At 68.4% G+C, this 21,232-nt stretch carries 18 protein-coding genes; 6 read left to right on the top strand and 12 right to left on the bottom strand.

Annotated features, from left to right (window positions below):
- Positions 1 to 98 precede the first annotated feature (98 nt).
- A complete protein-coding gene (locus ACERNI_RS11070) occupies positions 99 to 1,112 on the bottom strand; it encodes an NADP-dependent oxidoreductase (RefSeq protein ID WP_448833354.1) in 1,014 nt (337 codons plus the stop codon).
- A gap of 307 nt (positions 1,113 to 1,419) precedes the next feature.
- Positions 1,420 to 1,812: a hypothetical protein gene (locus ACERNI_RS11065; protein WP_448833353.1), complete on the bottom strand. Its 393-nt coding sequence runs from the start codon at positions 1,810 to 1,812 to the stop codon at positions 1,420 to 1,422.
- 193 nt (positions 1,813 to 2,005) lie between these two features.
- On the opposite strand from ACERNI_RS11065, the gene ACERNI_RS11060 reads away from it, so the two are divergent.
- Positions 2,006 to 2,302 carry a hypothetical protein gene (locus tag ACERNI_RS11060; protein WP_448833352.1) on the top strand — a complete coding sequence of 99 codons (297 nt, stop codon included), beginning with the start codon at positions 2,006 to 2,008 and terminating at the stop codon, positions 2,300 to 2,302.
- Positions 2,303 to 2,369: 67 nt separating this feature from the next.
- On the opposite strand, the gene ACERNI_RS11055 is transcribed toward ACERNI_RS11060, so the two are convergent.
- Entirely contained in the window at positions 2,370 to 2,792 is a 423-nt protein-coding gene (locus tag ACERNI_RS11055) for a PaaI family thioesterase (RefSeq protein WP_448833351.1), read from the bottom strand.
- A 133-nt stretch (positions 2,793 to 2,925) separates the two neighbouring features.
- Between ACERNI_RS11055 and ACERNI_RS11050 the strand changes: the two genes are divergently transcribed.
- The 4 genes from ACERNI_RS11050 (at position 2,926) to ACERNI_RS11035 (ending at position 8,858) form a co-directional block, all read left to right on the top strand.
- Positions 2,926 to 3,519 (top strand): TetR/AcrR family transcriptional regulator, encoded by a 594-nt coding sequence (locus ACERNI_RS11050; protein WP_448833350.1) that lies wholly within the window; start codon positions 2,926 to 2,928, stop codon positions 3,517 to 3,519.
- Between the two features lie 162 nt (positions 3,520 to 3,681).
- Positions 3,682 to 6,765, top strand: a complete 3,084-nt coding sequence (polA, locus tag ACERNI_RS11045; RefSeq protein WP_448833349.1) for a DNA polymerase I — start codon at positions 3,682 to 3,684, stop codon at positions 6,763 to 6,765.
- Between the two features lie 249 nt (positions 6,766 to 7,014).
- Entirely contained in the window at positions 7,015 to 7,827 is an 813-nt protein-coding gene (locus tag ACERNI_RS11040) for a hypothetical protein (RefSeq protein ID WP_448833348.1), read from the top strand.
- Positions 7,828 to 8,072: 245 nt separating this feature from the next.
- Positions 8,073 to 8,858 (top strand): phosphodiester glycosidase family protein, encoded by a 786-nt coding sequence (locus ACERNI_RS11035; protein WP_448833347.1) that lies wholly within the window; start codon positions 8,073 to 8,075, stop codon positions 8,856 to 8,858.
- Between the two features lie 143 nt (positions 8,859 to 9,001).
- Here ACERNI_RS11035 and ACERNI_RS11030 read toward each other — a convergent pair whose 3' ends face one another.
- Positions 9,002 to 9,340 carry a general stress protein gene (locus ACERNI_RS11030; protein ID WP_448833346.1) on the bottom strand — a complete coding sequence of 113 codons (339 nt, stop codon included), beginning with the start codon at positions 9,338 to 9,340 and terminating at the stop codon, positions 9,002 to 9,004.
- 286 nt (positions 9,341 to 9,626) lie between these two features.
- On the opposite strand from ACERNI_RS11030, the gene hrpB reads away from it, so the two are divergent.
- Positions 9,627 to 12,194 (top strand): ATP-dependent helicase HrpB, encoded by a 2,568-nt coding sequence (gene hrpB, locus ACERNI_RS11025; protein WP_448833345.1) that lies wholly within the window; start codon positions 9,627 to 9,629, stop codon positions 12,192 to 12,194.
- Positions 12,195 to 12,210: 16 nt separating this feature from the next.
- Here the strand turns inward: hrpB and ACERNI_RS11020 are convergent, their stop codons facing one another.
- The 8 genes from ACERNI_RS11020 to rpoN all read right to left on the bottom strand — a co-directional run bounded on the left by ACERNI_RS11020 (position 12,211) and on the right by rpoN (position 21,108).
- The gene (locus ACERNI_RS11020; protein ID WP_448833344.1) at positions 12,211 to 12,807 is read right to left on the bottom strand and encodes a DUF2939 domain-containing protein; all 597 of its coding nucleotides are present in this window, start codon (positions 12,805 to 12,807) and stop codon (positions 12,211 to 12,213) included.
- Between the two features lie 454 nt (positions 12,808 to 13,261).
- Positions 13,262 to 13,936 carry a (d)CMP kinase gene (gene cmk / locus ACERNI_RS11015; protein WP_448833343.1) on the bottom strand — a complete coding sequence of 225 codons (675 nt, stop codon included), beginning with the start codon at positions 13,934 to 13,936 and terminating at the stop codon, positions 13,262 to 13,264.
- Position 13,937: 1 nt separating this feature from the next.
- Entirely contained in the window at positions 13,938 to 15,290 is a 1,353-nt protein-coding gene (gene aroA, locus ACERNI_RS11010; protein WP_448833342.1) for a 3-phosphoshikimate 1-carboxyvinyltransferase, read from the bottom strand.
- 500 nt (positions 15,291 to 15,790) lie between these two features.
- A complete protein-coding gene (locus ACERNI_RS11005) occupies positions 15,791 to 16,138 on the bottom strand; it encodes a hypothetical protein (RefSeq protein ID WP_448833341.1) in 348 nt (115 codons plus the stop codon).
- 3 nt (positions 16,139 to 16,141) lie between these two features.
- A complete protein-coding gene (locus ACERNI_RS11000; RefSeq protein WP_448833340.1) occupies positions 16,142 to 17,773 on the bottom strand; it encodes a fumarate hydratase in 1,632 nt (543 codons plus the stop codon).
- Positions 17,774 to 18,150: 377 nt separating this feature from the next.
- Positions 18,151 to 18,648, bottom strand: coding sequence for a PTS IIA-like nitrogen regulatory protein PtsN (gene ptsN, locus ACERNI_RS10995; RefSeq protein WP_448833339.1), 498 nt, complete (start codon positions 18,646 to 18,648; stop codon positions 18,151 to 18,153).
- Positions 18,649 to 18,805: 157 nt separating this feature from the next.
- Positions 18,806 to 19,414 carry a ribosome hibernation-promoting factor, HPF/YfiA family gene (hpf, locus tag ACERNI_RS10990; protein WP_448833338.1) on the bottom strand — a complete coding sequence of 203 codons (609 nt, stop codon included), beginning with the start codon at positions 19,412 to 19,414 and terminating at the stop codon, positions 18,806 to 18,808.
- A gap of 158 nt (positions 19,415 to 19,572) precedes the next feature.
- Positions 19,573 to 21,108, bottom strand: a complete 1,536-nt coding sequence (gene rpoN / locus ACERNI_RS10985; protein ID WP_448833337.1) for an RNA polymerase factor sigma-54 — start codon at positions 21,106 to 21,108, stop codon at positions 19,573 to 19,575.
- Positions 21,109 to 21,232 lie beyond the last annotated feature (124 nt).

Below are 21,232 nucleotides of genomic sequence, written 5' to 3'. Positions count from 1 at the left end.
CGGCGCGCCCCGCCGGAAAAATGCGCAAGCCCCGCCTGGGCGTTTCTGGGGGGCGTTTTCAGGGGGGCGTTTCGTGCGCCCCCCCAATGGCCCGCTCTTCAGGCCACCTTGACCAGCAACTTGCCGACGTTCTTGCCGCGCAGCAGGCCGATGAACGCCTCGGGCGCCTTGTCGAGGCCTTCGACAATGTCTTCCCGGTAGCGGATCTTGCCGTCGCGGAGCCACTGGGTCATGTCGCGCTGGAACGCCGGAGCGTCAGCGACGAAATCCGAGACAATGAAGCCGCGGATGGTAAGCCGCTTTGTCAGCGCCTGGCGCATCAGCCCAGGCAGGCGATCCGGCCCCTCGGGCGCGGCGGTGTCATTGTAATGGGCGATGAGGCCGCACAGGGGAATGCGGGCGAAGTCGTTGAGCAGCGGAAACACCGCGTCCCACACCGCGCCGCCGACATTCTCGAAATAGACGTCGATGCCGTCCGGGCAGGCGGCCTTCAGCTTCGCTTTCATATCCGGGTCGCGGTGATCAACGGCGGCGTCGAAGCCAAGCTCCTCAGTCAGCAGCTTGCACTTCTCCGGGCCGCCGGCGATGCCGACCGCACGGGCGCCCCTGAGTTTGGCGATCTGCCCGACCAGCGCGCCGACAGCGCCGGTCGCGGCGGCGACGACGACGGTTTCGCCGGCCTTCGGCTGGCCGATGTTGAGCAGGCCGGTGTAGGCGGTCATGCCCGGCATGCCGAGCGCGCCGAGGTGGCTCTGGATGGGCGCTGCGGCCGGGTCGATCTTGCGCAGATCCGAGCCATCGGTGACGTAATAGCCCTGCCAGCCGGCGTAGCCGAGGACGATGTCGCCGGCCTTGAAGGCGTTATTGCTGGACGCTTCCACCTGGCCCACGGTGCCGCCGACAATGACGTCGCCCGGTTGCAGGGAGCGGGCGTAGGATTTGGCCTCGCTCATGCGACCGCGCATGTAGGGGTCCAGGGACAGCCACAGGGTTTTCACCAGAACCTGACCGGGGCCGGGCTGGGGCGCTTCCGTGTCGACTATTCCGAAATCGGTCAGCTTGGGTTCGCCGACCGGGCGCACGGCCATGGTGACCTGGCGATTGACTGGCATCGTTTCTCTCCCTTTTTACCGGGGCGTCCCCTGGGGGCGGACATGACAGTCATGGCGCATGACCTGGAACATGTCCTGAAACATGACCTTGCGCATGTCTTCGGGGGACCTTGCCCGCAGCATGGCCGCACAGTTCCATGCGTCGCGCCGGCTTGCAAGGCGCGGCGCAACGGCAGTTCCGGCGTGACCAGCGCCAAACAGGGTGAGGGTCAGGGGCAGAGGCCGGGGCCATCGCGGCGGCAGGCGGGTGGGCCAGGAGGCCGCGTCGGCCAGAGCGTCGAAGCGCCGTCCGCCGGAAGCCGGGGTTTCAGCGGCGCGGCGTACTTGCGTTGCACAGGCTGCGACCCGGGCCGCCCGGGCCGCCATCGGGCCCCGGCACCGTGGCGTCACACCAGGACGAACTGACCCAGCGGCCGTTCAGGAAGACTTCTCCGCGTGGCGCGGCCTGACCGCGCGGCGCCGCCTGGCGGGCCTGTGGCGCATTGCTCCGGGACGCTGCTTCGGCAGCCTCGAACGCGAATACGGCGGCGGTCAGGGCGGAGCAGGCCGCGAGCGTGGCGCGACCCCAGCGGCGCGCCAGCCGGCTCCCCGCCGCTGGGCGCGTGAGGGCTCCAGACGCCGCCATGATGGTCGCCGCCATAACGGTCGCGGCCTCGGGGGGCTGATGTTTCGGGCGCGGATTCTGGAACAGCATGGTCATCGTCAGGCTCCCGAATGGTCCGCGACTCCTGACGGCGTGGCGGCGCATCGCGGCGGTGCTTCCGCCCACCTGTCGATTTGCATGCTGCAACCCCTGATTTCAAGTGAGACGCGGCTGGCTCCCGAAGGCGTGACAGGGCGGGGAAACGTGGCGTATCCCGTTTCCGTTGCGTCATATTCAGGAGGGCAGAGGCATGAATTTCGTTCCGCGCATCATTCTGGCGCTTGTTGCTGGCGTCGTGGTCGGCGGAGGCTTCATGGCCTGGGACAAGTATCGCGGCGCCGAATGGGTGGTGTCGCCGCAGCAGATCGCGGCCGCGAAGGCCAGCGGCCAGGCCGGCGTTCAGTCACGCCCCGGCGCGGTCGCTGTGCGACCGATCCGGTCCGAGACGGCGGATGTCCTGCCATTCAAATGGGGGCTGTACGGCGTCGGCGCCGCGCTCGTGGTGTTCGTGGCGACGCGCCGGCGCAAGGGTGACGCACGGGCCTGAACGGAGCGCCTGCGCGTGCCGGCGCTACATAAGTGGTGAGGGGCGTCTCGTGTGGAGGGGGCGCCGGTCAGACGGCGGTTTTGCAGGTGGCGGTTTTGAATGTGGCGCTGGCATGGGCGCAGGCAACGCCGTCGGCCACGATGTCGGCGGCGGCAAAGCACAGCGAGCGACCAGCTTTCAGCACGCGCGGCCGGATCTCGACCCACTGGCCGAGGCGGGCGATGCCGAGAAATTCCGTGGTGAGCGCTACGGTCACGAGGCCGGATGCGCCGCCGGCGCGGCCACAACTCAACCCCATGGCGTTGTCGGCGAGCGCCATGATGAGCCCGCCGTGCACCAGGCCGCGCGAATTGGCGTGGGCCGGCCCCGCGCGCAGGCCGATGATCACGGCGTCGCCGTCAAAGCGACTGAAAAGCGGCTTCCATGGATCCGTGAGGCCGCTATCGCGAAAATGCGGAACAAAGCCATCTGGCGGGTTGCTGGAGTGCATGGCGTTTTCCTCAATTTATATGTAGACCAGTCTATATAATTACGACGTACGGCGCCACCGCATTTTGACAGCCGCCTGAAACCGGCGTCGCGGCCCCATTCTCGCGGCGCGCCGGCTGGCTTATAGAGGATGCATGGCAGGGCCTCGCAAACATCGGGAAGCGCTTCTGGACAGCGCCGTCACGCTTTTTCGCAAGCAGGGCTATGCAGGCACTGGCCTCAACCAGATCCTTGCCCATAGCGGCGCGCCGAAGGGCTCGCTCTATCATTATTTTCCGGACGGCAAGGTTGGCATCGGCGCGGAAGCCGTCCGGCGCGCCGGATCGCGCGTCGCCGCCACCCTGCGCGATCTGGCCGCCCGCGACCCGGACCCCGCCCGGCTGCTGACGACCTATTTCGGCATGGTCGGCGCCTGGATCGCGGAGTCGGATTTTCACGATGGCTCGCCCATCGCCGCCACGCTGCTGGAAACGGCGGCCAGCAACCCCAGCATTCGTGAGGCGGGCGCTGACGCATTCCATGGCTGGAGCGCGGTTCTCGAGGAGGTCATGGTCGCTGGCGGCATTGATCCGGCGCGCAGCCGGCGCCTCGCCATGCTGGCGATTGCGGCGCTGGAGGGGGCGATTGTCCAGTCCCATGTCTTCCGCAGCCGGCAGCCGTTCATTGATGCGGCGACCGAGATCGCGCTGCTGCTGGACGCGGCCCGCGCCAGCGAACAGGGCGGTTAGCAGGGGACGAACTTGCGGCCAGGGGCGGCGCGCCAGGCCGCAGGTTTGCCAATAGCGCTTTGATATATGGCGGTTATTGCCGTCATGTCGCGCTGGCGTCGGTTAAAAATCGACTGCCTGTGGGCATGGCTGCCCGGCAATTAAATTGCTATCACTGCCGCCATGAACGCTTCCGCTCCCGAGGGGTCGGCCCCCGCCCTGACGCCGGACGACCAGGTTCTGCTGGTCGATGGCTCGTCCTTTGTGTTCCGCGCCTATTTCCAGTCGATGAACCAGGACCGGCGTTACAACGCCCGCCCATCCGACGGTTTGCCGACGGGGGCGGTGCGGCTGTTCTGCGCCAAGCTGCTGCAGTTCGTGCGCGACGGCGCCCTGGGCGTGAAGCCGACGGTATTGGCCATCGTCTTCGACCAGTCGGAGGATTCGTTCCGGCGCGAGCTTTACCCCGCGTACAAGGCGCACCGGCCCGACCCGCCGGCTGAGCTGATTCCGCAGTTCCCGTTGATGCGTGAGGCGGTGCGGGCCTTTGGCATGACGCCGGTGGAAATGCCGCGCTGGGAAGCCGACGACATTATCGCCACTTACGCCCGCCAGGCCTCCGAAGCCGGCGCCCAGACGCTGATCGTTTCCGCCGACAAGGACCTGATGCAGCTCGTTGGCGACGGCGTCACCTTCTACGATTTCGAATCGGGCGTGCGCGGCAAGCCAGGCTACCGGCCGGAGCGGCGGCTGGATCGCGAAGGGGTCATCGAGAAATTTGGCGTCGCGCCGGAGCAGGTGCCGGACGTGCAGGCCCTGGTGGGCGACGCCTCCGACAATGTGCCAGGCGTGCCCGGCATCGGCGTCAAGACGGCCGCCCAGCTCATCAACGAATATGGCGATCTGGAAACGCTGCTGGCGGCGGCGCCGGATATCAAGCAGCCCAAGCGCCGCCAGTCGCTGCTCGACAACGCCGACGTGGCGCGGCTGTCGCTGAAGCTGGTGACGCTGGATACGCACACGCCGGTGCCGACGCCGCTGGACGCGCACCGTATTGTCGATTTCGATCCGAAACGGCTGGTCGCCTTCCTCAAGGCCATGGAGTTCACCCAGCTGGTGAAGCGCGCCTCCGAGCTGTTCGATGTGGACGCGGCGGCCATTGATCCTGACCCGGAGCTGGTGGCGGGCGTGTACGGGCCGGCCGGCGTGGCGGGCGATCCGCCATCAGATGCCGGCGCGCCGGCGGCGTCCGGGCCTGCGGCCGGCGCCACCCCTGCGGCCGCTCCGGCAATGTCCGCGGCTGCTTCCATGGCCGTGGCGGGCTCAGCGCCTGCGGCCAGTTCAATGCCTGCGGCCGGTTCAATGCCCGCGGCGCTTGCCGCCGCGCGGCGGCTGGAAGGCGCTGGCGCCCCGGTGGACCGCAGCGGCTATGAGACCGTGACGGACGTTGCGGCCCTGCAACGCTGGATCGCCGCCGCCCGCGAGGTCGGGATTGTCGCTGTCGACACCGAAACCAACAGCCTCGACGCCATGGCCGCCGATCTGGTTGGCGTGTCCATGGCGACGGCGCCCGGCAGGGCCTGCTACATCCCGCTGCTGCATCGCGGCGGCGCCGATCTGTTCAGCGAGGGCCTGCTGCCGCAGCAGATCGCGCAGGCCGAGGCCATCGCCCTGCTGAAGCCGCTGCTGGAGGACGCCAACGTCCTCAAGGTCGGGCAGAATTTCAAATTCGACATGCTGGTGTTCGCCCGTTACGGCATCCGCGTCAGCGGCTACGACGACACCATGCTGATGTCCTATGTGCTCGACGCTGGCCGCGTTGGACCCGGCGGCCACGGCATGGACGCGCTGGCCCAGAGCCTGCTCGGGCACACCTGCATCGCTTACAAGGATGTCGCCGGCTCCGGCCGCAACGCGGTGACCTTCGATCTGGTGCCCATCGACCGGGCGTCGGAATACGCCGCCGAGGACGCGGACGTCACCCTGCGCCTGTGGCGGGTGCTGAAGCCGCGCCTCGTCGCCGAAAGCAAGACCCAGGTCTACGAAACCCTGGAGCGCCCGCTGGTCGCCGTGCTTGCGGCCATGGAGGAGCGTGGCGTCGCCATTGACCGGCAGATGCTGTCGCGCCTCTCCGGCGAGTTCGCCCAGTCGCTGGCGCGGCTTGAGGATGAGGTCCACGAACTGGCCGGCGAGAAGTTCAATCTTGGCTCGCCCAAACAGCTCGGCGACATCCTGTTCGGCCGCATGCAGTTGCCCGGCGCCCGCAAGACGCCGACCGGGCAATGGGCCACCGGCGCCCGTTTCCTTGAGGAGCTGGCCGACGAGGGCCACGAGCTGCCGCGCCGCATTCTTGAATGGCGCCAGCTGGCCAAGCTGAAGTCCACCTACGCCGATGCGTTGCCGGGCTACGTCAATGCGCAGACGGGCCGGGTGCACACATCCTATTCGCTGGCGGCCACCACGACCGGGCGGCTGTCGTCGTCCGAGCCCAATTTGCAGAATATTCCGGTGCGCACCGAGGAAGGCCGGAAAATCCGCCAGGCTTTCGTTGCCGAGCCGGGCTGCAAGCTGATTTCGGCCGACTATTCGCAGATCGAATTGCGCATTCTTGCGCACATCGCCGACATTCCCCAGTTGCGGCGGGCCTTCGCCGAGGGCGTCGATATTCACGCCATGACCGCCTCGGAGATGTTCGGCGTACCTGTCGAAGGCATGGACCCGATGATCCGCCGCCGCGCCAAGGCGATCAATTTCGGCATCATCTATGGCATTTCCGCCTTTGGCCTCGCGGCGCAGCTCGGCATTCCGCGCGAGGAGGCAGGGGCCTATATCAAGCGCTATTTCGAGCGCTTCCCTGGTATCCGCGATTATATGGATGAGACCAAAAAAGCCTGCCGGGAGCAGGGCTACGTCACCACCCTGTTCGGGCGCGTCTGCCACTATCCGGATATTGCCTCGTCCAATCCGTCGCAACGCGCGGCGGTGGAGCGCCAGGCCATCAATGCGCCGATCCAGGGCAGCGCCGCCGACATCATCCGCCGCGCCATGACGCGCATGGACGCGGCGCTGGTTGATGCGGGTCTGACCGGCCGCATGCTGTTGCAGGTGCATGACGAACTGATTTTCGAGGTTCCGGAAGCGGAGGCAGACCAGACCATCGCCCTGGCGCGCAAGGTGATGGAGGAGGCGCCGTTGCCGCTGCTGTCGCTGGCCGTGCCGCTGCGCGTGGACGCGCGCGCCGCCGGCAATTGGGAAGAGGCGCACTGAACCCGTTGCCGCGGGAATCATTCGGAGCGCCATATGTTCTGCGTTTCATGGCCTGGCTGTCGCCAGGGCGCGCGACGGGGCGGGATGCGGCTGGGCGGCCAGCTGGGGCCAGGGTGCAATGTGATCATGGTGACGCTGAAATTTGTCCGCGCATCCCACATATATGCGATTTGCAGGCAGGCTTTCGCGCATGCCGGCGCCGGCGGACCTTGCGCCAGACTCTGCGTCATGAACCCAGGAGAGCCGTGAATGAGCTGGCGCGCGATGAGTTTCGCTGGTGACCGCGGCGGAGGGCTGGCGGTCCGGGTGGCCCTGGCGATGGCCATGATGCTGGGCTGCGCCAGCGGCGGCGCGACGGCGCAGACGGTTCCGCGCGGCGCAACGCCCGCCAGCCAGAAGGTCGTTGACCGGTTCGACGATCTGCTCGATCACAAGCAATATGCGGCGTTGGGCGACGCCCTGGAGCGTGAACACGACGCGGGACGGGGCCGGCTGGCGCGGGGCTGGCAGGACCGGCGCCTGCGCGATGGCGGCAGCGCCTATCTTGGTTTTGTCTACAGTCGCGAGCTGATGCGCTCGGCCACCCGGAGCGCGCCGCGCGACCGGGCGCGACTGCGCGAGCAGGCGTCGCTCGTCGCCATTTACACCATGGCTGTCCTGACCATTGACGGGCCGCGTTGCGCTGACGCCTCGGCTCCGTCAGCGCGCAGCGAGCAATTGTTCGAGCTGGCGGCGGAAGCTTTCTCCTGGGCGGCGGCGCTGCCGGAAGGCCGTCGCGACCGGATTGTCGACGAAGCGCTGGCGCTGGAGCAGACGACGGCCCCCTTGCGCCGGGATGACGATTTCATCTGTCTTGGCGGCGCGGAGCACATCGCCCGCGCTCTTCAGGATCCGGCCTCGCGGGTGGAGCCGCGCGGCGGCGAAGACGGCGTGACGGTGACGCCAGGGCGATCCATGGCGGCGCGTTTCGCCGATCCCGCCGCAACCCGGCCGATGCAGGCGCTGGCGCGCCGCACCATTCGCGCCGATTTGTGCCGCATGCTGGACCAGATGAAAACCTGACGCCCATCGCGCCATCATGCTGCCGACAAGTTGCGACACAAGCGGCCGGGAGCGGGGCCGGCGCGGATGCGACGGTTCTTGCCCCGTTTTCCCGCCTTGTGCCCCACCTTCCCGGCGACGGATGTTCCATGCTTTGTGAGATCAGTGTTTTTCGCCGGATGCGCGCGGCGTTCCGGCGCCGGCTTCCCAACGGCGGCGCGCCAGGCGGCGTTGCATCCGGCAGTTTTGTTCGCGCAGGCCTGGCGGTGGCCGTTGCGGCCGCGGGGGGGCTTGCCGCCACGGGCGTCGCCCAGGCCGAGGGCTTGTGCCGCAAGCTGGTTTTTGAGGGCGTTGGTCATGTGGTCTGCGAGGTTCCCCTGCGCGACCATCAGGTCCGGATGTATCTGCGCGGCGCGGATGGACAGCCTTATGGTCGCCTGAGCCGCCTCGTCGACAGCCCCGCCGGCAAGGAGCTGGTGATGGCGATCAATGGCGGCATGTATGGCGATGATCGCGGGCCGGTCGGCCTGTTCGTTGAGGGCGGCAAGCAGGTGCGCGCCGCCAATACCAGGCGCGGCTCCGGCAATTTCCACATGAAGCCGAATGGCGTGTTTTACGTGACCAGGACCGGCGCCGGCGTGCTGACCACCGAGCGCTATCTTCGCCAGAAGCCGCAGGCGCTCTACGCCACCCAGTCAGGGCCGATGCTGGTGATCGACGGCAAGCTGCATCCGCGTTTCGCCGATGAGGGGCAATCGCTGAAGATCCGCAATGGCGTCGGCGTGCGGGGCGGCAAGACGGTGGTGTTCGCCATCTCGGACCAGCCAGTGAGCTTTGGCTCGTTTGCCCGCCTGTTCCGCGATGCCCTGAAGACGCCCGACGCCCTGTACCTCGATGGCTCGATTTCCAGCATCTACGCGCCGGATGTGGGACGCCGCGACTGGCTGTACCCGGTTGGCCCGATCATCGGCGTTGCGCCGCGACCGGGGCAGGCGGAGCCGGCGAGCATGCGCGGCGGCGCGGCGGCGCGGCCAAAATCAGCCGCGCGGTAAAGCCTGGACGCCATCACATCCGGTCAGGGCGGTCCCGCCCCGGCCGGTTGTGCGATGGCTGCGGAATGGTGAGAATGGCCGGGAGACATGAAAAGACCCATGTCCGGCGGACATGGGGCATTTCTGCTCGGACGTTTCAGGTATTATGCCCCTGGCGACATGCTCGGCTGTCCAGGGATGACAGGGCTCTTCACAGTGTCATCTGGCGCGGCGCTCCTGCTGGCGTTGCGCAAGGGTTGTGAGGATTGCCCGCCCTTGCGTCCGGCATGGGACGCCAGCTCCCGGTTCTGGGAGAAGCTGCGGTCTTCGGGGCTGACGTTCTGTCCGCCCTTGCGCCCGGCGGCGGCGGCGAGGCCGCGATCCCGTGAGAAGCTGCGCTTCTCCTCGGGCACGCTGCGCCCGCCCTTGCTGGCGATTTCCCGTTGCCGTTCGCGATCCATGGAGGCGAAACCCCGGCGGGATTTTCCGGTGTTTTCTGTCATCGTGTTTTCCCCGGCTGGAGCCACGCGCGGGCCTTGCCCGCACTGGCGAACCGCAGCATGAAATTTGCTTGTAAGGATGTTTTGAGTTGTTGCGTCTGGCGGAGCCGCGCGCGCCAAGGCGCCGCCAGTCAGCTGATCGTCAGATCAGCTTGCCTGACCTGTGAGGAGGGCGTCGACGCCATTCTCTGGATGTAGAACGACTGCTTGACCCGATTGTTCCAAAAACGACGCCATTTAAATGGATATTTGAGAAGCCGTTGTTCGCGTGGCCATTAACCCATTCAGGATGCTGAACTTGTCCCTTGCGCCCGAGGTCCCGCCCCCCGACGTCCTGCCCGTTGAAGAGATCGTCGCGCCGTTGCGGGCCGCGCTGGCCGCCGGCCCGTCCGCCGTGGTGATCGCGCCGCCCGGCGCCGGCAAAACCACGCGGTTGCCGCTGGCGCTGCGCGATGCGCCGTGGCTGGGGGGCCGCAAGCTCATCGTGCTGGAGCCGCGCCGCCTCGCGGCCCGCGCCGCCGCGGCGCGCATGGCCGCCACCCTGGGCGAGCAGGTGGGCGAGACGGTTGGTTTGCGGGTGCGGATGGAATCGCGCGTCGGGCCGCGCACCCGCATTGAGGTGGTGACCGAAGGCGTGTTCGCGCGCATGGTGCTCGACGATCCGGAACTGGCTGGCGTCGGCTGCGTGCTGTTCGACGAGTTTCACGAACGCTCGCTCGACGCCGATTTCGGCCTGGCCCTGGCGCTCGACGTGCAGGGCGCCCTGCGCGATGATCTGCGTCTCGTGGTGATGTCGGCGACGCTCGATGGCGGCAAGGTCGCGCGCCTGCTCGGCGGCGCCGGCGCGCCGGCGCCGGTTCTGGAAAGTCCGGGTCGCAGCTATCCGGTTGAAACGCACTGGCTGGGCCGGCGCGGCGACGCGCCGCTGGAGCAGGACATTGCTGATGCGGTGATGCGGGCGCTGCGCGCGCATGCTGGCTCGATCCTGGTGTTTCTGCCCGGGCAGGGCGAGATCATGCGCGCCCAGCGCGTGCTGGCGGAGCGGCTGGCCGGGTTTGCCGGCGGCGATCTGGTGGATGTCACGCCGCTCTATGGCGCGCTGCCGCCTGCGGCGCAGGACCGGGCGGTGGCCCCGGCGCCGCAGGGACGTCGCAAGGTGGTGCTGGCCACCTCCGTCGCTGAAACCTCGATCACCATCGACGGCGTGCGCGTTGTTATCGACAGCGGCCTGTCGCGGGTTCCGCGTTACGAGCCTGCGGTGGGCATGACCCGGCTGGAAACCGTGCGCGCCTCCCGGGCCGAGGCCGACCAGCGCCGCGGCCGCGCCGGCCGCACGGCGCCAGGCGCGTGCTATCGCCTGTGGGCGGAAGCGGCCGATGCGGCGCTGGAGCCGTTCGCCAGGCCGGAAATCCTCAATGCCGATCTGGCGCCGCTGCTGCTCGACTGCGCCATGTGGGGGGTGGCTGATCCGGCGACCCTGGCGTTTTCGGACCCGCCGCCGCGCCCGGCGCTGAACGAGGCGGCCGCGTTCCTCAAGGACATGGGAGCCCTCGACGTTGATGGCCGCGCCACGCCGCTGGGCCGGGCGCTGGCGGAACTGCCTCTGTCGCCGCGGCTGGCCCGCATGGTGCTGGCGGCGACGGCAACGGGCCATGGCCAAGCAGCCGCCGTCCTGGCCGCGCTGATCGGCGAACGCGGCGCCGGTGGCGACAGCATTGATCTGGCCGAGCGGCTGGAGCGCTTCAGCCGTGATCGCGCCCCCCGGGCATCGGCCTTGCGCCGCATGGCCGATGGCTGGGTGAAGCAGGCCGGGCGGGCGCTGCGCGATCCGGCGGCCCACGCCGCCCTGAAGGCGCTGCTCAGCATGCCGGACGGGGCGGAGCCTTCCGTCGGCGCGTTGCTGGCGCTGGCCTGGCCAGACCGCATCGCCAGGGCGCGCGGCCGTGATGGACTCTTCCATATGGTCAACGGACGCGGCGTGCGGCTGGAGGGCGGCGGCGCCCTGACCCGCGCCGGCTGGCTGTGCGTGGCTGACGCCATGGGCGCGGCGGCCTCCGCCCGCGTCATGCTGGCGGCGGCGCTGGAGCCGGAAGAGGTGCTGCAACTGGGCGGCGGCCGCATCGGGGAGCGGCGGCTGGTGACGTTCGACCGTGAAACGGCTTCGGTGCGGGTGCGGACGCAACGCCGGCTTGGCGCCCTGGTGCTGGCGGAGGCCACCGCCGCGCCAGGGCCGGAGGATGATTGCGCCGGCGTGCTGGCCCGTGGGCTGGCGGAAGTCGGCCTCGACGTTTTGCCCTGGTCGAAGGCGCTGCGGCAATGGCGCGACCGCGTGCTGTTCATGCGCCGCGCCGCCGGCGGGCGGGATGCGCGCTGGCCGGACCTGTCGGACGCCGCCCTGCTGGACGGCGCCTGGCTGGAGCCGTTCCTTGCCGGGCGCACCAGCCTCGGGCAACTCGGCGCTGACGACGTGAGCAACGCCCTGCGGGCGCTGCTGCCGTGGGATTTGCAGCGCGAACTGGACAGTGGCGCGCCAACGCATTTCGAGACGCCTGCGGGGACCAGCGTTCCGATCGACTATAGCGACGAAAACGGCCCGGCGCTGGCGGTGAAGGTGCAGGAACTGTTCGGGCTGGGAACGCATCCGGCCCTGGCTGGCGGCGGCGCGCCGCTGGCGTTGCACCTGCTGTCGCCGGCGCAGCGGCCGATCCAGATCACCCGCGACCTGCCGGGCTTCTGGCGCGGCTCATGGGCTGACGTGCGCGCCGACATGCGCGGGCGCTATCCCAAACATTTCTGGCCGGAAGATCCCGCCAACGCGCCGCCGACCCGGCGCGCCGGCCGTCCGCCGGGCGCATGAACCCTGGAGGCGCGCGTCAGAAGACGCGCCGCTCCCCGCCCTTGTCTTCAATCTTCATACGCTCGGCGACGGGAAGCCGGGCGACGATGTCGCGCAGAATCTCCGGCGACAGGTCGATGGCGTAAAGCTTCCAGCGAAAACCGCTGATGCGGAAGCGCCAGCCCAGACGGCGCTTCGGGTCGCCGTCGACGTCCACATTCATGCGGAAATGGGTGAGGCCGGTGAATGAGGCGTCGTTGATCTTGGCCAGTGCGCCGCTGACGCCGTCGATGCCGAGGCGGGCCACAGGTTTCGGCTTGCCGCCTTCCTCAGGCCAGCCGCGCTCCAGCAATTCGGACAGGGCGTCGGGCGTCGTCATCTGGTGCAGCACCGGGTACAGCGCATTGGCGGCAAGGCCGGTGGCGATCTGCTGGGCGAACGGGCTCGCCGCCTGTTCCTTGCCATGGATGGCCAGATAGGCGCGGAGCACCTGACGCGTCAGGGAGCGGCCAAGCGCGCCCTTGTCGACCCGCGCCAGGATTGCGGGCGCATCGCGGTTGCGCACAGCCTCGGCAAGATGGGCCGCCGCCATGAACGGCGTCGCCATGTAAGCCAGAACGAGGATAACGGCCACGGCAATCCAGAAAAGGTACGAGCGCAATAGCGCTGGCATAGGCGCAGACTCCGGTCTGGTCAGATGAGGGGGCCGGGCGAATCGTTCACGAGCCCATATTTAACCGTCATGCGAGGCAGGCGAAACGCTTTGTCGGCCGGCAGCTGGAAATGTTTTGGCGGAATGACGTTACGGCAGGATGAAACAGCGCGGCGCCGGAGGCAACCCGCTGCCCCGAGGCGCCCAGGCGGCCCGGGCGCGGCGCACAAGACCGGCTTTCCCGGACCCGGCCCTGCATCTGGCGCGCGGCGTTCGCCACCGGGCGCTTTTCCAGGCGAGGGATCGTGTCCTGGGCGTTCGCGCGGCAGGCGGCTCGCGGTGTTTTGAGCGAAAATGCTCCAAGCCAAAGCGAGAAGGCGCAGCCGATGAAACAGGCTGCTCCCGTAGCGCGTCAGGCAGACGCAAGCTTGATGTTCTATTCCGCCCGGCCCAGCCGCTGTTCCACAATGGCGCGGGCGGCAGCGAAGGCTTCCTCCACGCCAAGGCGCGTGGTGTCGAGCAGGATCGCGTCTTCGGCCGGAACCAGCGGCGCCACGGTGCGGGCGGCGTCGTCGGCGTCGCGTTTGCGGATATCGGCCAGGATCCGGTCGTAGGATGTGGCGGGATCGCGCGCCGCCAGTTCGCGATAGCGCCGGTCCGCCCGCGCTTCGGCCGAGGCGGTGACGAACAGCTTGGCGGGAGCTTCCGGGCAGATCACCGTGCCGATATCGCGCCCGTCCAGCACCGCGCCGCCAGGGGTGGCGGCGAAGGCGCGCTGCGCGTCAAGCAAGGCGGCGCGCACGCCGGGCAAGGCGGCGACGCGCGAGGCGGCGGCGCCGGCATCGCCGGTGCGCAGCGCCGGATCGTCGGCGAAATCCGCCGGCAGCGCCTGGGCGACGGCCACCGCCGCCGGTTCGTCATCGAGCGCCGCGCCCCGGGCCAGCACGCCCATGGCGACGGCCCGGTACAGCAGGCCGGTGTCCATCCACGGCAGGCCGTAGTGGGCGGCGAGGCGGCGCGCCAGCGTGCCCTTGCCGGAGGCGGCGGGCCCGTCAATGGCGATAATTGGGGCCATTTCGGGTACGATGATGCGGCTGCTGGGCGCGCCCATTTCAGCCCCCGTCCATGGCGATGTCGGCGCCGAGCGACCGCATCAGCGGCGTGAACGCCGGGAAGCTGGTGGCGATCATGGCCGCGTCGTCGATCTCCATGCCCTCGCGGGCGGCAAGGCCCAGCACGAGGAACGACATGGCGATGCGATGGTCGAGGTGGGTGGCGGCGACGCCGCCGCCGCGCGCCTGGCCGGCGCCGCCGGTGACGATCAGGTCGTCGCCCTCGATGCGGTTGACGACGCCCGCCGCGCTCAGGCCATCGGCGATGGCGGCGAGACGGTCGGATTCCTTGACGCGCAGTTCTGAGAGGCCGCGCATGCGGGTTTCGCCTTCAGCGAAGGCCGCCGCCACGGCGAGCACCGGATATTCGTCGATCATCGACGGCGCCCGTTCGGCCGGCACGTCGACGCCCTTGAGGGCTCCAGCCCGCACCCGCAGGGTGGCGACGTCTTCGCCGCCCTCGCTGGTCTGGCTCAGGACTTCGATGTCGGCGCCCATCTCGCGCAGGGTGGTGAACAGGCCGGTGCGCAGCGGATTCATCATCACGCCCTCCAGCGTGATGTCCGAACCCGGAACGATCAGCGCCGCCACCAGCGGGAAGGCGGCGGAGGAGGGGTCAGCGGGAATGGCGATGTCTGAGCCGGTGAGCTCTGGCTGGCCGGTCAGGGTGATCTTGCGGCCGTGCTCGCCCCAGGGCTCCACCTCCACGGTGGCGCCGAAGTGGCGCAGCATGCGCTCGGTGTGATCTCGCGAGGCTTCGCGTTCGATCACCGTGGTCTTGCCTGGCGCATTGAGGCCGGCGAGCAGCACCGCCGATTTGATCTGGGCCGAGGCCACCGGCGTTTCATAAACCACCGGCGCCGTTTCGCGGGCGCCTTCCAGGGTCAGCGGGCAGCGTCCGCCCTCCGCTTCGGAGACGATGCGGGCGCCCATTTTCAGCAGCGGATCGATGATCCGGCGCATGGGGCGCTTGCGCAGGGAGGCGTCGCCGTCGAAGGTGGCGGTGATCGGGTGGCCGGCGACCACGCCCATCATCAGGCGCGAGCCGGTGCCGGCATTGCCGAAATCCAGCGTCTCGGCCGGGGAAACCAGGCCGCCGACGCCAACGCCGCGCACCGTCCATGCGCCTTCGCCGGTGCGGGCGACTTCCGCGCCGAGGGCGCGGGCTGCGGCGGCGGTCGCCAGCACGTCATCGCCTTCCAGCAGCCCGGTGACGCGGGTTTCCCCCACGCTCAACAGGCCAAAAATCAGCGCCCGGTGCGACATGGACTTGTCGCCGGGCACGCGCACGACCCCTTGCAGCGGACCGGACGGACGGGAGGCGGAGGGAACCGGCGTTGAATGAGCGCTCACGGGATTTCCTGCTTTCAGGCGACGGACCAGGGCACTTTCCGGTCAAAATGAATCGGAAAATGTTTTATCTCTTTGGCGTTACGCATTTTTTCGCGAAAAGCGGCTTCCGCTCCTCACCGAATATGCACGCCGAATATGCACGCCGAAAATGCGCGGCGCCGGCGGTGCGGGCGCTGCGCATCGCGAAGCGGCGTCCGCTTCGCTGAAACTGCTTATGGGCTTGTAAAGCAAGTCGCCGGAAAGTGGGAGCCGGCTTTCGCGGGCATCGCTCGGCGAAAGCCGGGCCCGCCAAATCCGGGCTCGCCAATCCGGGCGCGAAAGATATCGGCAGAGGACATATCGGCGCGAGAATGTCCGGGAGATATCCGTGGTGGTCAAACCTGACTGCCGCTGGTCTTGCCGCCTGGCGCTCTTGCCGCCTGGCGCTCTTGTCGGCCTGGCGTGTTTGCGGGCGCAGCCTGCCAGGGCCGTCGCCGTCGCCGTCGCCGCGCTGCGACGGGTTATTTGCCGCCGCACTGGGTGCGGACGGCGCCGTCGTACTGGGCGACGCCGGCGTTGGCGTTGGCGACGTTACGGTCGCGCTCTGCACCGCTCTGGCAGCGCTTGTAGAAAGCGCTGGCCTTGCGCAACGTCGCGGCCTGATTTCGCCAGGCGGCGCAGCGCTCCCTGTCGGAAGCGGTGGCTGCCTCAGCGAGTTCAGCGCGGGCCTCGCGCACTTCCGACAACATGACCAGGGCGTCGCGCTGGCAGGTCTGGCTCACGGGCGCCGCGGACGCAGCGTGAGACAGGCACACCGAAGCGGCGGCGGCCAGGGCGGCGATAGTCAGGGCGGAAAATGCGCGCGTCATGCCTCAGCTCAGGTTCAGTTCGCGGAAGAAGTCGTTGCCCTTGTCGTCGACAACGATGAAGGCCGGGAAGTCTTCCACTTCGATACGCCAGATCGCCTCCATCCCCAGCTCGGGATATTCCACCACCTCGACCTTGCGAATGCAGTCCTGGGCAAGGCGGGCGGCGGGGCCGCCGATGGAGCCCAGGTAGAAGCCGCCATGCTTCTGGCAGGCCTCGCGCACCTGGGTGGAGCGATTGCCCTTGGCCAGCATCACCATGGAGCCGCCAGCGGCCTGGAACTGGTCGACGTAGGCGTCCATGCGGCCGGCGGTGGTGGGGCCGAACGAGCCGGAGGCGTAACCGGCGGGGGTCTTGGCCGGGCCGGCGTAATACACCGGATGGTTGCGCAGATACTCCGGCATCGGATCGCCGCGCTCCAGACGTTCGCGAATCTTGGCGTGGGCCAGGTCGCGGGCGACGATCATCGGGCCGCTGAGCGAGAGGCGCGTGCGGATCGGATATTTGCTCAGGGTGGCGAGGATCTCGCTCATCGGCTGGTTGAGGTCGATTTTCACGACGTCGCCGCCCAGCGTCGCCTCGTCCACTTCCGGCATGAAGCGGGCGGGGTTGGTTTCAAGCTGCTCAAGGAACACGCCGTCGCGGGTGATCTTGCCCTTGGCCTGGCGATCGGCCGAGCAGGAAACGCCGAGGCCGATTGGCAGCGAGGCGCCGTGGCGCGGCAGGCGGATGACGCGCACGTCGTGGCAGAAATATTTGCCGCCGAACTGGGCGCCGACGCCAAGGCTCTGGGTGAGCTTGTGAATTTCCTCTTCCATGGCGACATCGCGGAAGGCGTGGCCATCCGCCGAGCCGGAGGTGGGAAGCTCGTCGAGGTAGCGGGTGGAGGCGAGCTTCACCGTCTTCAGGTTCTGCTCGGCGCTCATGCCGCCGATGACGATGGCAAGGTGATAGGGCGGGCAGGCGGCGGTGCCGAGCGTCAGGATCTTTTCCTTGAGGAAAGCGATCATGCGGTCATGGGTGAGCAGCGCCGGGGTGCCCTGGAACAGGAAGGTCTTGTTGGCCGAGCCGCCGCCCTTGGCGACGAACAGGAATTTGTAGGCGTCCTCGCCTTCCGCGTAGATGTCGATCTGCGCCGGCAGATTGGAGCCGGTGTTCTTCTCCTCGAACATCGACAGCGGCGCCAGCTGGGAGTAGCGCAGGTTGCGCTTCAGATAGGCGCCCTTGATGCCCTGGCCGATGGCTTCCTCGTCCTGGCCGTCAGTCCAGACCATGCGGCCCTTCTTGCCCATGACGATGGCGGTGCCGGTGTCCTGGCACATGGGCAGCACGCCGCCGGCGGCGATGTTGGCGTTCTTCAGCAGGTCGTAAGCGACAAAACGGTCGTTGCCCGTGGCTTCCGGATCCTGCAGGATTTTCGCCAGCTGCTGCAGGTGGCCCGGACGCAGCAGGTGATTGATGTCCATGAAAGCGGCTTCGGCCAGAGCGGTGATCGCCTCCGGCGCGACGTTCAGGAATTCACGCTCGCCGATTTTCTCGACGCTGACGCCAGCGTCCGTGACCTTGCGGTAAGGCGTGCTATCGGGGCCGAGGGGAAACAGGGGTGAGGTGGCGGCGAGGCCGGACGCATCAGACATGAATCAACGCCAGGGCGCCTGCGTCCGGAGGCCGGACGGCGACAACGCCCATCCCTTTGTTTACGCGCCCGTCCATGGCGCGAAACCGTTTCGCCGCCGGACATGACGCCTGGTTGCCAACAGGCGGCCCCGAGCGCGGTGCAACTCAGGCAAGGATCATGCAAACGAACTTGCAGGGGATCTTGCGAGAGACGGTTTTGCCAACCGGGTGGACAGGGCGACGCCAAATCCATCCGGGCGGAGCCGGCTCCTGGGCCTCTGCTGCATGCATAAGCGCTGCGCGGCGTTTGATAAAGCGAATTAGTATATTTCCAGACTGCTGACGCGGGCACGCGGGAGCGGACACGCGAACCGGCCGGGCTGGCCAGCGGCCCTGGTCAGGCCAGCGCGGCCTTTGCCGGCTCCGCGGCCTTTGCGGGCTGGGCGTTGGCCTCGGTCAGCAGCGCGTACAGTGCGTCCGGATCGCGCGTGGCGCGGATGCGCTCCAGCATGGCTGGCTCGCGCAGCACGCGCGCCACCCGGGCGAGCGCTTTCAGGTGATCGGCGCCGGCGTTCTCAGGGGCAAGCAGCAAAAACATCAGGTCGACCGGCTGGCCGTCGAGCGCGTCGAAGTCAAAAGGACGCTCGGCGCGGGCGAACAGGCCGACCACGCGGTTCAGTTTTTCGGGTTTGCCATGGGGAATGGCGATGCCATCGCCAATCCCCGTGGAGCCAAGGCGTTCACGCTGCACGAGCGTGTCATAGATTTCCCGTTCGGTCAGATCGGGAATCAGGGTGGCTGCGTGGGCCGCCAGTTCCTGAAGCGCCTGCTTCTTGCTGTTGCACTTGAGGGCCGGGATCACAGCCTCGGGTGTCAGAAGATCTGTCAGGGGCATGTTGTCTCGCATGCGGCGACGGGCGGGCTGCGGGGCAGCCGTCCGGCGACATCCATCAAAAAACGAAGCGCCGGGCGACGGACCCTTCCGCCCACCCTGCTTCCCGGGCAATGAATCAGTCGCGGCGCTGACCTGATGGTCCGCGCCGCGCCGGCATTCACGCCCTTTCAGACGCGGGAGGATCGATCCAGCCGATCGTCCCGTCATTGCGCCGATATACGATGTTCAGTCTGGAAGTGCCAGCGTGGCGGAACAGAAGAATGGGGGCGCCCGTAATGTCGAGCTGGGAGACCGCCGAGCTGACCGGCAGCAACGGCAGCGTCTTGGTCATTTCCGCGACCACCACGGGGTGAAAATCTTCGTGGTCGGCCTCATCGCCCGGCTCGGCGAACACGGTCGCCGACACAAAGTCGCCGTCATCGGCCCCGGCCCCGCCATTCAATACCGGACTGGCCCAGGCGTCGTTGGCGGCCTGGCGTGATTTCAGGCGGGCGTTATAGCGCCGCAGGCGCTTCTCCATCCGGTCGGCCGCCTGATCGAAACTGACCACAGGATCGTGGGCGTTGCCAGAGGCTTCCAGCGTGATGCCTGAATCCAGATGCAGGCCACAATCCGTGCGGTAACCGCCGCCATCGCGGGTCAGGGTTACGTGTCCGGAGGCATTGCCGCCAAAATATTTCTCCACCGCTGCGTTGACGCGGACCTCAATCTGCCCGCGAAGCGCGCTGCCGATGTCCATGTTCTTGCCAGATACGCGTAGCGTCATATCAACCTCCCGTGCGGCAGGGCGACACGGCCGCCCTGCGCCGCCGAAGCGGCGAGCTGCGATGGTCTCTCCGGTATCTGAATCGTAGGAACGCGACCGGGCCAAGTCAACGGATACAAATGGGGGCGGAGCGTCGGGCGGCGGATTTTCCCGCGGCCTCAGCCGGCCGCGCCCTTGCGCCGCCGCCGCTCGACAGACGAGGGAATGCGCAGGGATTCGCGGTATTTGGCGACGGTGCGCCGGGCAATGTCGACGCCATCGGCGCGCAGCATGCGGACAAGCGCGTCATCCGAAAGGATAGCGTCGGCTTTCTCGGCGTCGATCAGCTGCTTCAGGCGGTGGCGCACGGCTTCGGCGGCGTGCGCCTCCCCGGCGCCGGCCGCGGCGATGGCGGCCGAGAAAAAGTACTTCATTTCGAAGACGCCGCGCTCGCAGCCCAGCGATTTGTTGGCGGTGACGCGCGACACCGTCGATTCATGCATGCCGATGGCGTCGGCGACGGATTTCAGCGTCATGGGCCGCAAATGGGCGACGCCCTGGGCGAAGAAGCCTTCCTGCTGGCGGACGATCTCGGTGGCGACGGCAAGGATGGTGCGGGCGCGCTGGTCGAGGCTGCGGTTCAGCCAGCTGGCGTTCTGCCAGGCGTCGCTGACGAAGGCCTTTTCCGCCTCGCCCCGGGCGGCGCGCGCCACGCGGGCGTAATAGGCGCGGTTGACCAGCACGCGCGGCAGGGCGTCGCTGTTCAGCTCGACGATCCAGCCGCCTTTGGCGCCGCGTCGCACCAGCGCGTCGGCGACGAGGGGCGTCATTGGCGAGGTTTCGAATGGCCGGCCGGGTCGGGGCTCCAGCGCCCGCAGTTCCTGCAGCATGTCGGCCAGATCCGCGTCATCGACGCCGCAGAGGCGGCGCAGGGCGGCGAAATCGCGCTTCGCCGCCAGATCGAGCCGCGCCACCAGCGCGGCCATGGCGGGGTCGAAGCGGTCCTTCTCGCGCAACTGGATCGCCAGGCATTCGGCGAGGTCGCGGGCCCCGACGCCGGGCGGGTCAAAGCCCTGGACCAGCGCCAGCGCCGCGTCGACCTGTGACCGGGCGACGCCGAGGCGGCTGGCGAGGCCGTCGAGATCCGCCGCCATGTCGGGGTCGAGATAGCCGGCGTCGGTGATGGCGTCGATCAGCACGCCGGCGACCAGGCGCAACCCCACACTGGCGCGCGTCGCGCCAAGCTGGTCGCGCAGGTGCGCGCGCAGGTCCGGGGCGGCGGCGAGCCTGGCCAGCGGGTCCATGTCGTCAGCCCCGTCATGGCTGACGGAGAGGCCGCCGGCGCCCGGTGAAGGCAACGAAGGCCCGTCAGGATCGAATGTATTGCCAAAGTCAGCGTCGAGGCTGCTTTCGAGGGCGGCGCTGCTGGTTTCCAGTTCGGCGGAATCCCAGGGGCGCTCGCCGGCCTGTTCGCCGGCCGCGTCGGTGGCTGCCGCCGGAGCGTTGTCGATGCCGGCGCGGCGGCTGTCCTCCGCCTGGCGCGTCGGGCTGTCGGGATTTTCCGCTTCGAGAAAGGGGTTGCGCTCCAGTTCGTCGCTGATCCAGGCCGAGAGCTCGAGGCTGGACATTTGCAGCAGCCTGATCGCCTGCAGGAGCTGCGGCGTCATCACCAGGCTCTGGGCCTGGCGCATTTCGAGCCTGTGCGAGATCGACATCCGGTCTACCGCGTGGACGCTGCCCGGACTGGCCGGCAGGATCGCCGGTCCGGCGCCGGGAAGTTGGCGCGGTTCTTGCTTACATTAGCGCGGTGCGCCTGTCGATGCGCCGGCTTGCGGGCCT

Source organism: Camelimonas sp. ID_303_24 (assembly GCF_053543495.1).
Note: the sequence above shows the minus strand (reverse complement) of the source record. Positions and strands in the feature narration are given on the sequence as shown.